At 60.9% G+C, this 14,882-nt stretch carries 13 protein-coding genes; 4 read left to right on the top strand and 9 right to left on the bottom strand.

Annotated elements, in window-relative coordinates; genetic code table 11:
* Positions 1 to 10: 10 nt before the first annotated feature.
* Positions 11 to 382 (top strand): NADH:ubiquinone oxidoreductase, encoded by a 372-nt coding sequence (locus tag JTJ32_RS24340; RefSeq protein ID WP_099231170.1) that lies wholly within the window; start codon positions 11 to 13, stop codon positions 380 to 382.
* Positions 383 to 388: 6 nt separating this feature from the next.
* Here the strand turns inward: JTJ32_RS24340 and JTJ32_RS24335 are convergent, their stop codons facing one another.
* Both JTJ32_RS24335 and zigA read right to left on the bottom strand, forming a co-directional pair.
* Complete coding sequence (locus JTJ32_RS24335; RefSeq protein WP_210043578.1) at positions 389 to 1,039, bottom strand: DUF1826 domain-containing protein; 651 nt, start codon at positions 1,037 to 1,039, stop codon at positions 389 to 391.
* The gene (gene zigA / locus JTJ32_RS24330; RefSeq protein WP_210043577.1) at positions 1,039 to 2,247 is read right to left on the bottom strand and encodes a zinc metallochaperone GTPase ZigA; all 1,209 of its coding nucleotides are present in this window, start codon (positions 2,245 to 2,247) and stop codon (positions 1,039 to 1,041) included. The genes JTJ32_RS24335 and zigA overlap by 1 nt, the downstream gene beginning before the upstream one ends.
* Before the next feature lie 142 nt (positions 2,248 to 2,389).
* On the opposite strand from zigA, the gene JTJ32_RS24325 reads away from it, so the two are divergent.
* A complete protein-coding gene (locus tag JTJ32_RS24325) occupies positions 2,390 to 2,779 on the top strand; it encodes a glutamine synthetase (RefSeq protein ID WP_099231164.1) in 390 nt (129 codons plus the stop codon).
* A 6-nt stretch (positions 2,780 to 2,785) separates the two neighbouring features.
* On the opposite strand, the gene JTJ32_RS24320 is transcribed toward JTJ32_RS24325, so the two are convergent.
* Both JTJ32_RS24320 and JTJ32_RS24315 read right to left on the bottom strand, forming a co-directional pair.
* A complete protein-coding gene (locus tag JTJ32_RS24320) occupies positions 2,786 to 4,012 on the bottom strand; it encodes an N-acetylmuramoyl-L-alanine amidase (RefSeq protein ID WP_099231162.1) in 1,227 nt (408 codons plus the stop codon).
* Positions 4,013 to 4,211: 199 nt separating this feature from the next.
* Complete coding sequence (locus JTJ32_RS24315; RefSeq protein ID WP_099231160.1) at positions 4,212 to 4,733, bottom strand: DUF3617 domain-containing protein; 522 nt, start codon at positions 4,731 to 4,733, stop codon at positions 4,212 to 4,214.
* A 166-nt stretch (positions 4,734 to 4,899) separates the two neighbouring features.
* Here JTJ32_RS24315 and cls point away from each other — a divergent pair, with 166 nt between their 5' ends.
* Positions 4,900 to 6,339 (top strand): cardiolipin synthase, encoded by a 1,440-nt coding sequence (cls, locus tag JTJ32_RS24310; RefSeq protein ID WP_210043576.1) that lies wholly within the window; start codon positions 4,900 to 4,902, stop codon positions 6,337 to 6,339.
* Positions 6,340 to 6,501: 162 nt separating this feature from the next.
* Here cls and cfaB read toward each other — a convergent pair whose 3' ends face one another.
* The 5 genes from cfaB to hflK (JTJ32_RS24285) form a co-directional block, all read right to left on the bottom strand.
* Positions 6,502 to 7,689: a C17 cyclopropane fatty acid synthase CfaB gene (cfaB, locus tag JTJ32_RS24305; RefSeq protein WP_210043575.1), complete on the bottom strand. Its 1,188-nt coding sequence runs from the start codon at positions 7,687 to 7,689 to the stop codon at positions 6,502 to 6,504.
* 292 nt (positions 7,690 to 7,981) lie between these two features.
* Positions 7,982 to 9,907: a cation-translocating P-type ATPase gene (locus JTJ32_RS24300; protein ID WP_210043574.1), complete on the bottom strand. Its 1,926-nt coding sequence runs from the start codon at positions 9,905 to 9,907 to the stop codon at positions 7,982 to 7,984.
* On the bottom strand, positions 9,904 to 10,974 hold the full coding sequence (gene hflK / locus JTJ32_RS24295) for a protease modulator HflK (protein ID WP_210043573.1): 1,071 nt from the start codon (positions 10,972 to 10,974) through the stop codon (positions 9,904 to 9,906). The genes JTJ32_RS24300 and hflK (JTJ32_RS24295) overlap by 4 nt, the downstream gene beginning before the upstream one ends.
* Positions 10,971 to 11,999, bottom strand: a complete 1,029-nt coding sequence (hflC, locus tag JTJ32_RS24290) for a protease modulator HflC (protein ID WP_099231150.1) — start codon at positions 11,997 to 11,999, stop codon at positions 10,971 to 10,973. Before hflC ends, hflK (JTJ32_RS24295) begins: the two co-directional genes overlap by 4 nt.
* A gap of 11 nt (positions 12,000 to 12,010) precedes the next feature.
* Positions 12,011 to 13,966: a protease modulator HflK gene (hflK, locus tag JTJ32_RS24285; RefSeq protein ID WP_099231148.1), complete on the bottom strand. Its 1,956-nt coding sequence runs from the start codon at positions 13,964 to 13,966 to the stop codon at positions 12,011 to 12,013.
* 290 nt (positions 13,967 to 14,256) lie between these two features.
* On the opposite strand from hflK (JTJ32_RS24285), the gene JTJ32_RS24280 reads away from it, so the two are divergent.
* A complete protein-coding gene (locus JTJ32_RS24280; protein ID WP_099231146.1) occupies positions 14,257 to 14,874 on the top strand; it encodes a CDP-alcohol phosphatidyltransferase family protein in 618 nt (205 codons plus the stop codon).
* Positions 14,875 to 14,882 lie beyond the last annotated feature (8 nt).

The following is a 14,882-nucleotide window of genomic DNA, read 5'->3' as shown; positions in this document are numbered from 1 at the left end:
AAAGGTAACCATGCAAGCCATGAAGCTGTCTGCCGGGCTGGCACTGATACTGCTGGCGTTGTCTTCAGGTGAAACCCGGGCTCAGGCGTGTCTGGTACACAGTCAGGCCGAGAGACTTGACGTCAAGGTATGCCAGGAGAATATCAATATCCCGGCAAACCTGTTTCACGACAGCTTCTGTCAGCCGCAACTGGCCGGCCAGAAGACCGAGGTCGTCTACTCGTCGCAATGCCCGACCGGTGCATTCGGCGTGTGCCGTAATGCGCAGGTCGCCAACATGCCTTATCGCGAGCATATCCATTATTACGGCGTGGCGAGTGACGCCTTGTATCTCAAGCCTTTCTGCGAAGGTCAGAGCAAGGGTCAGTGGATCACGCCGTAACAGCCTTCAGGCCAGCCAGTCCAGCGTGAGAATCAGCCTGCGCTCATTGCCCTCAAGTGCCGGCGAGCGATGCACCAGACCCGCGCCCTCGTTCCCACGCCAGCGCTCCCCTTTGAGTAGCGCGACATCTGCGGTGTTGATCTGCTGGATGACACGGGTATCCAGCGGCTCGGATTCCGCACGGCCCAGTTGCCTGCGATCGATATCACCTTCCTTGAGCCACTGGCTGCCACATCCGGCGTACGTGGTAATCAGACGTACAGGCACGTGATCAACGTGAAAGCGCGGGCACATCGCCTTGTCGAGCACTCGCAGGCGCAGCCCGACGCAGTCGCTACCCAGCAGGCACGCATAGGCACTGACCAGCCACGAGACGTCGGCGATGAAGCCGTCGTATCCCTGCAGATCGGCGTAACCCGACGCCAGTGTGCGCAGATCCGGTTCCAGATCGCCGCCCTTCACGTCCAGTGTCAAGGACTCGGACAGCGGCTGGCCCATCGATAACAGCAATGCACCAAAGTCTTCAATGTGCGCCGGTAACTGACGCTGCCAGACGGCCAGGTTGACGCCCTCTTCCAGCACTTCACCCAGTACGTCAGGGGTCGTTCCGCAAGCCTGCCGGATCGTCGTCTGATGGTTCAGAGAATGAGCAAACATCAGGCGGCCACCTCTTCGTGCCAGGGACCGAACGGGTCGCGCAGGGTGTGCCAGCACTCGGAACCTGCGGCCATTTCATCGTCGGTCAGCAGGCATCCGTCCAGCTCGGCGATCAGTTGGTCAAAATCGATGTTCTGGCCAATGAACACCAGTTCCTGACGGCAATCGCCAGTCTCCGATGACCAGTTGCCCAGGATGGACGCGACATTTTCCTGATCGTCAGGCCAGCTCTCCCGCGCGACGAAACGCCACCAGCGGCCCGCAAACCCGTGTCGCATCAAACCGCCCGCCTGAGACCAGCTGCCAGCGTCCTTGTACTTGCTGGCGAGCCAGAAAAAGCCCTTGGAGCGCAGTAGCTTGCCGTTGGTCCAGGGGCGGTTGATGAAGTCGAAGAACCGCTCCGGGTGAAACGGGCGACGCGCCCGGTAAGCCGTGGACGCGATGCCGTATTCCTCGGTTTCGGGCAGGTGCTCGCCGCGCAGTTCCTTGAGCCAGCCTGGTGCCTGAGCGGCACGGTCAAAATCAAAACGCCCGGTATTGAGAATATTCGCCAGCGGCACTTCGCCCATTACCATTGGAATGATGTCGGCGTCGGCGTTGAGGCTTCTCAGGATGGCGATCAGTTCTTCGCGCTCGCTGGAACTGATCAGGTCGATCTTGCTGAGCAGGATCACGTCGGCAAATTCGATCTGCTCGATCAGCAGGTCGGTAATCGAACGGTCGTCGTCCTCACCCAAGGTTTCGCCGCGCGTGTCCAGACCGTCGGCAGCTTCGTAATCGAGCAGAAAATTCACGCCATCGACCACCGTTACCATGGTGTCGAGACGCGCCAGGTCGGTCAGGCTCTTGCCTGCCTCGTCGCGAAAAGTGAAGGTCTCTGCAACGGGCAGCGGCTCGGAAATGCCGGTGGATTCAATCAACAGGTAATCGAAGCGCCCGTCCTGCGCAAGGCGACTGACCTCTTCAAGCAGGTCCTCGCGCAAGGTGCAACAGATGCAGCCGTTGCTCATCTCGACGAGCTTTTCTTCGGCGCGGTTCAGGCTGACGTCGCGCTGGACCTCACCGCCGTCAATATTGATCTCGCTCATGTCATTGACGATGACGGCCACACGCAGGTTTTCACGATTGCGCAGCACGTAATTAAGTAAGGTGCTCTTGCCAGCGCCGAGAAATCCGGACAGTACAGTAACGGGTAAGCGGTTCGGCATCAGGATTCTCCAACCGGTCTGCAAGGCTTCAGCCTTGTTCGTACTGGCTGCAACGAATCCATCTGGCAGCCAGCTCTAATCACCGCTAGATGTTATAGTATAACAACACAAAATAGCTATATGGCTTCGCGAAGGGTTCGTCATGAAACAGGTCTCGTCAGGGTTGATCGCGTTGCTGGCTCTGGCCGGCACACAAGCTATGGCTGCCGGCGCTCGGCCTGCCGCCGATCTTGCGCTGTGCACGCGCAGCGCCACCGTGCTGGCGTGCAGTGATGCACAGGGCAATCACTACAGCGTCACCACGGCCGGACAGACAACCTGGCTGAGAGGCTATGAAGTGCTGGATAAACGTCGTTGGGTGCAGACCAACAGTCGCTACGACCAGTTGACGTTTTTTACCGGGCTGGCCTCGGACGGTGAGGCCTGGATCGGCACCATCCAGCGTGTGGGCTGGACGACGATCACGCGGGTTTCTAGCTCTGACGGTACGCGCAGCAAAATCACCTGCAGCCGCTTGAATGGCTGCAGGTAACGTAGATCAGACCTGCTGTTCCTGCTTCTGCGCCTGCATCCAGGCCATGTGCGAATCCATGGGCGGGTTGCGCTGGAAGTAGCGTTGCAGGCCTTCGAACAATCCGTCGGCGACCGCTTGTTGATGACGCGCCGTGACCAGACGCTGACTGTCACGGGTGTTGGAGATGAAACCTGTCTCGACCAGGATCGAAGGCACGTCCGGCGACTTGAGTACCGCGAAACCGGCCTGTTCCACGCGTTTCTGGTGCAGCGTGGTGATGCCTTCAAGGCTGCCCAGAATGGTATGGCCCAGTTGCATGCTGGCGGCGATGGTCGCATTCATCGACATGTCGAGAATCACCCCGGCCAGCATCGGGTCCTTGTCCTTGAGATTAAGCAGCGAGCTTGCACCCAGCAGGTCCGCGCCGTTCTCGCGCTGGGCCATGAAACGCGCTGTGGCAGAGGTAGCGCCACCTTCCGACAACGCAAACACCGACGCACCGGATGCGGTCAGGCGTGGTGCAGCGTCGGCATGCACCGAGATGAACATGTCGGCGTTGGACTTGTGTGCGAACTCGACACGCTTGCGCAGTGGTACGAAGAAGTCATCGTTGCGCACCAGTCGTACGTCGAAGCCTTTTTCGCGCTTGAGACGCTTGGCCAGCAACTGCGCGATGGACAACACCACGTCTTTCTCACGCTCACCACGAGAGCCCACCGCGCCGGGATCCTTGCCGCCATGACCCGCATCGACCACCACCATGATGTCGCGCCCACCAGTGCGTGCCTTGGCGGGCTCCTTGACGGGCACCGGCGGTGGCAGCTCAGCCATCTGTACCGGCGCACGTACCGTGGAACTCATGTCCAGCACCAGACGATGGCCTTGATCACCCTGAGGGCCGAGCAGAAAGCTGTTCAGTTGCACGGGCGCGGTCAAGTCCAGCACGATGCGTGTGTCATCGCCCGAACCGTAATGGCCGGAGCGAATGGACGTGATAACAGTCCTGTCCAGCGCCAGTTGGCTGAAATCACCGGTCAGCCGTGAGCCGCTGACGTCGATGATCAGGCGGTCGGGGGCTGTGAGGGTAAAGGTTTTGTATTGAACGGGACCGCTGAGATCCAGGACCAGACGCAGCTTGTCATTGGTCCGCCACAGGCGTGCGTTACGGATTTGCGTGGCATAAGCGCCCAACGGCAAGGTCAGGGCCGCACCGGCCAGGAGCATATTGAGCAGCATTTGGCGTCTGTGCATGGGATGTCTCAAGCGCAAAAACGAGCATCCCGGCTCAGGAAGGGTTTCATCCATGACATTAGTAACAATATAACATGCAGTTACGAATGACATATGAAGCACTTCATGAAGATTAAGTCATGGAACACTCTCGCCGAACGACAATAAATCGTCCATTTTTCAAGAATGTTCCACGTGGAACGTAACTCCATGAATTGACTCAGGTACGCGGTGCAACGGTTCCGCACTGCGCGCCCAGCCAGACGGCACGAGTGTCCATGCTGCCGTTCTGTTGCTGACCAGTGGCGTTAAACGTGCCTACAACGTTGGTGGTGAACTCGCGATCACTGAGGAACTGCGCCTGCCCTGTGCCCTGGGCCTTGGGGCAGCTGAACTGGAAATTCCAGGTTTTGCCATTGCGTGCAGTGATTTTCTGCGTGCAGCCCGATTTGGGATCGGTCAACGGGATATCGTCCGATTTAACCTGCGCAGGCGTCAGGCAAACACGCACGCCCTGGCCGCCCAAAGTTACACCCTGCTTCTGCATCATCTGCTCCATCATGGCGCGTTGCTCGGGCGGCAGGTTTTTCAGTTGCCCCAGCATCAGTTGCAGATCGGGCAATTGCTGACCGTCCACTTTCATGTTGCTGGAAGTCAGTTCCCACAAGCCAGGTTGCAGCATCTGGGCCTGAGCCAGCGGCGTCGCCAGACAGAAAAACCACGCCAACATACGTTTATTCATTTGAGTATTCCTGAGCGGCAGTGACAGATACACAAAGCCGGGACAACCGGCCGGAAGATGAGCCTTAGACGACGTAACCGCTGCCCAGTTGCACCGGGAATAAAATAGCGACATTCCAGTTCAGCTGTGGTCTGTTAGGCAGCAAAGCCGAGGAGCATTGTTCCACATGGATTATCACGACCCGTATTTTTTCGGTTACGTCCTGGGTTTCATTCATCTGTTGGGCACTGGTGCCGCGATTCACGCGCTGCTGACCGTACGCACCTCGCAAGGCGCAATTGCCTGGGCGATGCCGCTGCTGTTTATCCCCTATTTCACCCTGATTCCATACCTGGTCTTCGGCCGCAGTTCGTTCGATGCGTATATCAAGGCGCGGCGTGAGGCCAACCAAGAGATGCGTGTCGCCATCGGCAGCCTGAACTGGCGGCCCTGGATCGAGGAAGCTGTCGCGGCGCGTCGTTCGAAAGCCTATACGTCGCTGCGCGCCATGCCCAAACTCGGAAATATGCCAGCGCTGGCCAATAACAAGGTACGGCTGTTGATCAACGGCAAAGAAACATTTGGCGCGATCTTCGAGGCCATTCGTGCGGCCCGGCAAACCATACTGGTTCAGTTTTTCATCATCCATGACGACGCACTCGGCAGACAGTTGCAAACCCTGCTGCTCGAAAAAGCCGCGGAAGGAGTGTCGATCTTTGTGCTCTATGACCGGATCGGCAGCCACGCCTTGCCTGCGAGCTACATTGACACGCTGCGTGCTGGCGGTGTGCAGATCAAAGCGTTCGCCACCCACGGCGGCTGGCTCAACCGTTTCCAGATCAACTTTCGCAATCACCGCAAGATCGTGGTCGTGGACGGCTTGAAAGGTTATATGGGCGGACACAATGTCGGCGACGAATACATGGGACTGAAACCGCCGTTGGCACCCTGGCGCGATACTCACGTGGAAGTCATCGGGCCTGTGGTTGCCTGCCTGCAGGAGTCATTTGCCGAAGACTGGTTCTGGGCCACTCGCGAGCTGCCACCTTTGAGCCTGCCGGAAACCTTTCCCGAAGACGGCGTGCTGTGTCAGTTGCTGGCCAGCGGCCCGGCGGATGCTCAGGAAACCTGCTCACTGTTCTTCGTCGAGGCCATCCATGCCGCAGAAGAGCGCGTCTGGATCACCAGCCCTTATTTCATCCCGGACGAGGCTGTGTCAGCGGCCCTGCGTCTGGCCGTGCTACGCGGCGTGGACGTTCGCCTGCTGTTGCCCTCACGTCCAGACCACTACGTGGTCTACGCCGCGTCCAGTCTGTACGCGTTCGACGCTGTCCGCGCTGGCGTACGGGTGTTCCGCTACGGGCCGGGCTTCCTGCATCAGAAAGTCGTCCTGGTGGACAACGAAATCACCGCCATCGGCAGCGCCAACCTCGACAACCGCTCGTTCAGGCTCAACTTCGAATTGATGCTGCTGACCGTCGACCCTGATTTCTCCAATCAGGTCGAAGCCATGCTCAATGCCGATTTCGCTCAGGCCCGGGAAATCTCTATTCAGGAAAGCCGTGAGACACGAAGGTTGCACCAGCTGGGCATGCGGGTGGCTCGGTTGATATCGCCGATCCTGTGAAACAAAGGCGGCCACAGCCCGAGTGCGTGACTGCGCCCCGCCCTGCAGCCCGAATAATATGAGTACGCTGCGTGTGCAGGAGCGCCGCCAAAGGTGGTCCTTGCTTTTGCACCTGTGACCGATAAGAAGCCTCATTGATGTAACGCAACTTGCGCCTGGCGATCACCGATAAATATCCTCCCGCGTCAACGGCAGCCCCGTCGCGCCGTCGGCAAAGGGCTTCACCGCCAGGATCTGATGCAGATTGATCCAGCCCCGCGCGAACGCATAAGCACAGCCTGCAAGGTAAATTCGCCAGATGCGCAAGGTATGCTCGGGCACCATCGCAGCCGCTTCGCTCAAGCGGGATTCGAGGCGAGAACTCCAGTGCTCCAGCGTTTTGGCATAGTGCGGCCGCAGGCTTTCGACATCGACGACTTCCAGTCCGGCTTCGCTGATGTATGAGCTGATCATTGCCATGTGCGGCAACTCACCGTTCGGGAATACGTAGCGGTCTATGAACTCGCCCGCTCCACGCCCGACAGGTCGTCCATCGGTATGCCTGGCGGTAATGCCGTGGTTCATCACCAGACCACCCTCTCTCACCGCGCCAAACAGTCGCTGGGTGTAAAGCGGCAGGTTGGCGTGGCCGACGTGTTCGAACATACCCACGCTGACCACTTTGTCGAAGCGTCCATCCTGCGGCAAATCGCGATAATCGAGCAGTTGAAGCTCGACCTGATCGTCGAGTCCATCAGCGGTCACCAGTGCGCGGGCAAGCGCCAACTGCTCGCGGCTCAAGGTGATGCCGAAGACTTTCGCGCCATATTCACGGGCTGCAAAACGCGCCAGACCGCCCCAGCCGCAGCCGACATCCAGCAAATAATCACCGGGCCTGAGGCGCAGCTTGCGGCACAGGTGATGAAATTTATCCTGCTGCGCCTGTTCCAGCGATTCGTTGCCGGTTTTGAAGTAGGCACAGGAATAGACCATCTCCTTATCCAGCCACAACTGGTAGAACTCGTTGGAAAGGTCGTAGTGGTACGAAATGGAGGCAGCGTCGGTATCCTTGTCGTGCCGGGTGCGCACGGGGGTGTCGGACTCGTCCTGCTCCTCCACCAGCGCGTGGGTCAGCTCGTCGCACACCCGCACCACTTCGCTGATGGAGCCCTCGAGTTCGAGTCTCCCTTCCACGAACGCGCTGCCAAGCAGGTCGAGACTGGGATGGGTGAAGTCGGAGACAAGTCGTGGATCCTTGACGACAATCGTGACACTGGGATCAGGCCCCAGGTCCATTTGATGACCGTCCCAGAGCCTGAGACGCAACGGCAGATGAAGGTTTTGCAAGACCGACGGAAGTTGCGTGAGCATGATGAATCACCCCCTTATCCAGAAACTCGAATAGAGCATCCAAGACAAGCCCTCCAAAAGGGCCGATAGGCTATTGGCGATGGCGACACTGCATTGAATCAACTTCCGGGGAACAGCCTTGTGCCCACTGACTCGAGCCAGACGACAGCCTGAATTTGGACCGCACTCTGTTGAATGACTCTTAATCTGTAACAGAGTTCTTCAAAGCTCAAGCCATTTCTTATACTTAAAAAATCTGTAATGACTCAGGCTTTTCAGGCGAAACGGCGATGCTCGCGACCTGCGAGGTCGCTCACAACGTGCTCAGCGGTTCCTGAAAACGTAGCAGACGCCCGGCATTGCCCAGGACCAGCAACGTGCTCAGGTTATGCAGAATCGCTGCAATCATTGCCCCGGCTACTCCCAGCAGGCCGAAGGCTGCCAGCGCGACAATGGCCAGCGTCCAGCCAAGGCCGATGATCACGTTGACCTGCAAGGTATGACGGCAGCGGCGGCTGAGGCGTACGCAGGTGCCCAGACGACGCAGATCGCTGCCGATCAATACGATATCGGCCGACGCGAGCGCGATGTCGGCACCGCCAGCTCCCATGGCCACACCCACCACGCCCGCCTTCAGTGCCAGCGAGTCATTGACCCCATCACCCACCACCATCGGCCTGAAGCCGCTGCCGATCTCGCTCATCACCCGGTTGAGTTTGTCTTCGGGCAGGGCCTGGGCATGAACGTCGGTAATGCCGACTTCACGCGCCAGTTGATCAGCCACGCCCTGGCGGTCACCGGTCAACAGCAGTTGCCTGCCCATGCCCAGTTCGCGCAACGCCTGCAGCGCCGCCTGGGCTTCCGGTTTGAGGGTGTCGGCCAGCAACAGCCAGGCGAGGAATTCGCCATTCAGCGACAGACCCGCCAGCGGGCCGTCATGCTCAGGGACGCTGGGCATGGCGATACCCAACTGCTCGAACAACTCAGGACGACCCAGGGCCGCATCGCCCTGCCCGGTCGACGCCACAACGCCCAAACCCTGACGTTCGCGAATATCAGTCAACGGCAGCAGCGCGCTTTTATCCACAAGCCCGGCCAATGCGCGGCTGACCGGATGACTGCTGGCGGATCCCAGGCTGGCCGCCAACTCAAGCAATTGAGCGTGTTGCGCGCCTCGCGCCTGTATCGACTGCAAACGCAGGCGCCCGAACGTCAGCGTGCCAGTCTTATCCACCACCAGTGAGGTCAGGTCCGCCAGTTCTTCCAGGAAGGCCGAGCTTCGAATCAGAATCCCGTGACGCGCCGCGACGGCGATACCGGCGATGGCGGTTGCCGGGGCTGAAAGTACCAGCGCGCATGGACAGGCGGCGACCAGCACCGCCAGCATGGCCTGCGCATCGTGGGTGATGAACCAGGTCAGCGCAGCAATCAGCAACACCAGCACCATGTAACTGCCTGCATAACGCTCCAGCAGACGGGTGATCGGCGGCTTGGAACGCTCGGCGCTCTGCATCAGGGCGATAACCTTGCCGAGCGTGGACTCATCACCGATGCGCGTCACTTCAATGCGCAGCAGCCCATCAAGGTTGATGGCGCCCCCGAACACGTCCACGCCCATTGTGGCTTCCAGCGGTACCGACTCGCCGGTGATCGACGAGGTGTCGAGGCTGGCCTGTCCGGACAGCACCCGGCCATCCGCAGGAACACGGTCCCCGGCCCGCACTTCGACCTGATCACCCGCTTTCAGGGTAGTGTTGTCCACCTCGCGAATACTGCCATCCTGGGCGAGCAGTCGGGCATGGCTGCGGGTCAGACGACCCAGCGCCTCGATGGCTTCCTGCGAGCCGATCACGCTGCGCTCTTCCAGTACGTGGCCGAAGATCATGATGATCGGCAGCAACGCGGCGGTCATCAGGTCACCGGTAGCCCACGCGCCCAGCATCGCCAGCGCGATCAACTGATCAGTGATGCCGTGCAGGCTCGGGTGCCGGAGGCTGTGCCAACCGGCGCTGACCACTGGAATCGCAACCAACAGTGATGCAGCACCGAGCAGCAATTGGCTGACACCGGTCTGCTCCGGCGCAATAAAACGCCAGATCAGGCCAAGCCCCAGCAAACCCAGCGCCAGCATGGCCAGCGTCAACTGCCGGGCTGCACTGCGCTGTTCGGCACCGCTCAGCATGCTGCCGGCCGCTTGCGCGTTGACAGGCTCGTGGGTGTGGATGGCTTCACCACTCATGGTTGTGCTCCCTGAAGAATCAGGCGGGAATCGTCTTTGGGATCGACCGTGGTCACGGAACCGGCCTGACGCAGAATGGCGGGCACCCGCTCGCGATAAATACGCTGCAACAGATCGGGGTCATCCCGGTTCTTGACGGATTGTGCAAGGCTGACCACGGCAGCGGTGTCGGTCTGCGCCTTGGCCAGCCGCTCGGAAGCCTGAGCGTGGGCGACCTGCAGGGTACGGTCGGCTTGCTGGTTGGCGGTCTGAGTCAGCTTTTCAGCGTCAGTGCGCGCATTGGCCACGGCCTGATCGGCCTGTTGGCTGGCAGTCAGCACCGCGTTGAACGCATTGACGGCCGAGGGCGGCAGGCTCGATTGCACGTCGACGCGGGCGACCTCGATGCCGATGCTCATCCCGGCGTCTTTCAGCGCGGCCAGACGCTGATTGATGCCGCGCACCAGGTCACCTCGCAGACGTTCACGCCGCTCGGCAGCCTGGCTGTCCGCGCCCATCAGTTCAGGGCGCGCGACCAGAATCGTGTCCAGGTCCCGCGCTGCAGCCAGCGCCACCGCACTACGGTTGACCAGGCGGTCCAGCGCAGGCTCTACATGATCACCCTGCAACACGAAGGCATAAGGGTCAGTGACCTTGTAAAACACGGTCACGTCGAGCTGCACCACACCGGCATCGCCGGTCAGCAGAAAGCCCGAACCTGCCAGCGCATCGCTGATCGGTGCCGACAGGGTCGCGATTTCATCCGCCTTCTGCGCCGCCGCCGAACGCAGCAGGGTTTCGACACGTCGTTCTATGACTCGGTCCGCCGAGGGCAGCAACACCACCTGCTCGAACGGCTGCGGCCAGGCGGTCAGCAAGCCTGCGTTCTGGATGCGTTCCAGCGCACCGAAACGCATGACCACCGCACGGTTCTGCGGGTCGATCTGACGCACGTTGGACGTTATCCAGCCCAGCGCCGCCAGAAGCGTCACACCGTATAACCCCAGAAACGCCAGCCGGCTAGCCTGTAGCCAGGGTCCGTTGACCGCAGGACGCTGAACGTTGGTGTCGCCAGACGGCTCACTCATGGCTGTGATCCGCTCTTGCCGTCCAGCGTTGGCGGGCCGTCGACCAGCACACGGAACGGCGCTGCATCGGTGCGCAGAATCAGCCGCGTGCTCGGCGTCACGACAGTGCCCAGCGTGTCCAGCGAACGCAGCAGGTTGTAGAGCTGGGGCGAGCCGGCATAGGCGCGCCCGTAAATCTGCGCGGCCTCGACACGTGATTGCGCTTCGATGTCCGCGGCCTTGACCGTGGCGTCGGCTTCCACAATGCGCGCATCGCGCTCGGCCGCAGAACGAATCTGCGCCGCTTCGCGCTTGCCGACGGCGGTCCGTTCGGTGGCAATGGTTTCGCGTTCGGCGCGCATCCGGTCTACCGTGGCGTTGAGCGTCACCGACGGCAGCGTCAGGCGCTCGACGCCGACCTGCATCACCCGCACGCCATAGGTGGCGAGCAACTGCTGATCAATCTGCTGACGCAACTGGTTCTCGAACGCCGTGATGTTCACTTTGCTGGCATCTGTGTTGATCAGGCTCGACAGGTCGAAACTGCTTGCCGTGGTTTCCAGTGCCGAGCCGACGAACGTCCGAATCTGCCGCGCCGCTTCATCCGGCTGGTTCTGCACGGCGCGCATGAAACGCTGCACGTTGTCTGCGTCGCCCTGAACCTGCCACGCCACATAGGCCTGAACGATGATCCGCAGGCCATCACGCGTGCCGACATCCTGCAGACCGCTGGAGGTCGTGCGCAGGCGCAGGTCCACCGGAATGGTCGCTTCGAACGGCGCAGGCCAGCGCCAGTTCAGACCCGGCTCCAGCAGCACACGGGAAGGGTTACCGAAACGGGTGACAACCGTGGCTTCGCCCGAGCGCACCTGCACCAGGCTTGCTGCGGCGATGGCGAACGCAATCAGGACCGCCGCCAGACTCGCCCGCCGCCAGGGAAACGCCGCAGGACCCGCCGCGTCATGATGATGGTGGTGATGACCGTGACCACCGTGATCGTGGGCACCGTGGTCGCTGTGATCGTGATGATGATGAAACAGACTCAAGGGACGACTCCTTACTGAGCGGCTTTACGCGGCGCCGTTGGGTCTGCCGGTGGGGTGAAGGAACGCAGGTCGATGGTCGGCGCGTTATCGCCGCCCAGACGGTGATCGAGTATCAGCAATTTCGCATTGCCCAGACCTTCATTGAGGCGGGTCAGGTAATGCTCCAGCAGAAACGCCCGCCCTGCGCCGGTATAGGCCTGACGCTCGGCGTCGAAACGCAGGTCTGCGCTTCGGGCAGTGGCCAGTACTTCGCGGGCCGTGGCACTGGCCTGATCATGGGCGACGCTGGCGTTGAGTTGAGCCTGGTTGGCCTTGTCGCTGGCGGCGCCACGCTCGCGGGCAATCAGTGCCTGCGCGCCAATCTGCGCAGCCTGCACCGCATGATAGGCATTGGCGGCACCGGCAGGCGGATGAATCGCCTCGACCACGGTGGCGAGAATTTCCACGCCGCTGTCCAGACGCTGGAGGTCGGCCTGCACGGCCTTGCCGATGTCATCCGACAGACCACTGCGCTGCTCGCCGAGCAGTTCATCCAGCGTGCGTGAAGCGAAGTCATGCACCAGCACACGGCTGGCAGTGCTGCGAATCAATGCCGGAACATCGGCGCTGTTGTAGGTCGCCGCCAGAGCGGCCGCATCGGTCAGGCCAATCCGGTAGACGAAGCGCACGTCCATGTTGACGATCTGGAAGCTCTGTTTGGCGCCGGCGCTGCTGGCAATGACCTGGGATTTCTCATTGATGTGGCTGGCGTCCCACAAGCGATTGGCGCTGGCCGGTGGCGGACCTTCGGCCGGATCGGCCACCTGCTCGGCGGCACTGGCAGGCGATACGCTGGCAGCCAATTCATGAACCACGCCGTTCTCGACCGCCAGGACACGACCGAACGGCCATGGCAGACCCGCATGCAAACCAGGACCAAAGACCTCGACCGGCTTGCCGAAGCGTTCATAGATGCCACGCGCCTGCAGCGGAATTTCGTGCACGCCGGTCAGCGCCCAGCCCAGCAGGGCAACGACCGCCAGCACCGGCAGGAAGGCCCGGCGCATGTAGGTGAACGCCCAGATCTGGCGCAAGTCGATGCCGAAGCGGTTGTGCAGTTCGTGCTGCAAAGCCATCAGCGGACGCGGTGGCCAGCGCAACAGGTCGGCAATGAAACTGCTGGCCAGCAGACGAGGCTCGATCCGCTCGTTGCGGGGGCTGAACAACGACAGCGCCGCACGCACAAGAAACTCGATGGCAACCGCCATTGGCAGCAAACCGATCAGCACAGCCAGACGGGCAGGCCAGACCCGATCGACTCGGGAGAAGAACAGACACAGGGCTGCGACCAGAAACACGACAATCGTCATGCGCACCAGACGCGACAATGGCTCGGCTTCAGGCCACTGGGCCTCGCCGCTCAACTGCCGCTCCAGCACCAGCAAGCCGAACGCCATCAACAGCAGGGCGCTGCCCGCAAGATTGGCGACTGACGAAATATCGTTACCGAGCAGCGTCAGGTTCCAGATCGCCTGGATACTGATCAGAACCAGAAGCGCCCATCCGGCCAGCCACAGGGTCGAAACACCTATCTGGTGCAGCAGCGATTCACTGGATTGGCTCAGGCGAGTGAGCAGACGCTCATACCAGCCGCTGTCATCGACATCAGCCTCCCTATCGAGCACAGACAGATCGCGCTCTGCATGCGCCGGAACATCCAGCGCGCGGGCACGCCAGCTCGCGACGCTACGGGCCGACTGCAAACCGGCAGCGAGCAACAGAAGCGCCGCGCAACTGTTGACCAGTGCGGCCATCCACAGCGAGCCGGGAGAAAACAGATCGATGAAAAATGCCAGCACCAGCCCGAAGAGGCCAAGCCCGGCAGCAACATACATCAGGCGTGCGAGACGTCGCGCCTGACGCGCCGCCATTTGAAAACGCGGCAGACCTTCAAGGTCCGCATGTTCCACATCCAGATCAACCCGCATCACTACCCCGAACCTGCTCACTGTCGCCCTTGGCCCGCTGAGGCCTGCATCGGCGGTCTGAATGCTGCCGCATCATAGCGTTACGATGTAACACTCGCCGTGAAATTTTCGTCAGGTTCAATGCCCGTTCAGGTCGGTATGAGACGGGCGAAATTTTCATCCCTGAGACACGTCGCACAAACAGTACTGCGTAGTACGGGTCACATTATGTTTCACTAGCGGCCTGGCCTGTGCCGCTTCGTTTGTTGCCACAAGGCCGGGTAGTTATCCACAGACACGGATGCTCTTCGTTGATTTCTATCTACCAGCTCAAACCGCGCTTTCAGAACCTCCTGCGGCCCGCCGTGCAGCGCCTTTACGACAGGGGCGTGACAGCCAATCAGGTCACCCTTGCCGCCTGCGCCGTGTCTTTGCTGGTGGGTGGCATCGTCGCGCTGTCGGTGCCGCACTATGCCGTGTTCGCCCTGATTCCGCTGTGGATGATCCTGCGCATGGCGCTCAACGCCATCGATGGCATGCTCGCCCGCGAATTCGGCCAGAAGTCGCGGCTCGGGGCTTATCTCAACGAGCTGACCGACGTGATCGCTGACAGCGCACTGTTCCTGCCCTTCGCGCTGATCCCCGACGTGAGTCTCGGACTGGTCCTGGGCGTGACCCTGCTGGCGATTTTCACTGAATACGCAGGCGTGCTCGGCCCGATGGTCGGCGCCTCCCGACGCTATGACGGTCCGATGGGCAAAAGCGACCGCGCGCTGGTATTCGGCGTGCTGGGTGCTGGCGTCGCCGTGGGGTGGCTCGCCGCCCTGTGGATAAATCTGGTGCTCGCCCTCGTCTGCGCGTTGTTGATGTACACGCTGTACAACCGCGTCCGGCGCGGCCTGGAAGAACAGACCTCGCCTCAAGAATAAGCAGCCAA

This window comes from Pseudomonas alliivorans (assembly GCF_017826695.1).
In the GTDB taxonomy this organism is placed as follows: Bacteria; Pseudomonadota; Gammaproteobacteria; order Pseudomonadales; family Pseudomonadaceae; genus Aquipseudomonas; species Aquipseudomonas alliivorans.
Note: the sequence above shows the minus strand (reverse complement) of the source record. Positions and strands in the feature narration are given on the sequence as shown.